Source organism: Herbaspirillum lusitanum, from assembly GCF_046025995.1.
GTDB classification, from domain to species: domain Bacteria; phylum Pseudomonadota; class Gammaproteobacteria; order Burkholderiales; family Burkholderiaceae_D; genus Herbaspirillum; species Herbaspirillum lusitanum_A.
This window is the reverse complement of the sequence record NZ_JAQQFM010000037.1, coordinates 1-334: the sequence shown is the minus strand read 5'-3', so window position 1 is coordinate 334 and position 334 is coordinate 1. Positions and strand designations below refer to the sequence as shown.

Genomic DNA, 334 nt, shown 5'->3' with positions numbered 1-334 from the left:
CTACGGCCTCGGCATCAAGGAAATCTGGGAAATCAATCCCAAGCTGCATCAGCCTGGCCTGGTGGTGCACACCGCCGGCTGGCCGCTGGATGGCAAGACTTACGGCGGCTCCTTCCTGTATCACCTGGAGAATAATCAGGTGGCGGTCGGTTACGTGGTCGGCCTCGGTTACGAAAATCCCTACCTCTCGCCCTACGAAGAATTCCAGCGCTACAAGACCCATCCCGAGATTCGCAAATTCTTTGAAGGCGGCAAGCGTCTGGCCTACGGCGCGCGCGCGATTGCAGCCGGCGGCTTGCAGTCGCTGCCGAAACTGGTGTTCCCGGGCGGCGCG

1 pseudogene is annotated in these 334 nt (G+C 61.1%); it reads left to right on the top strand.

What is annotated here, in order from left to right:
• A pseudogene (locus PQR62_RS25590) lies at positions 1–334 on the top strand (electron transfer flavoprotein-ubiquinone oxidoreductase); the annotation flags it as partial.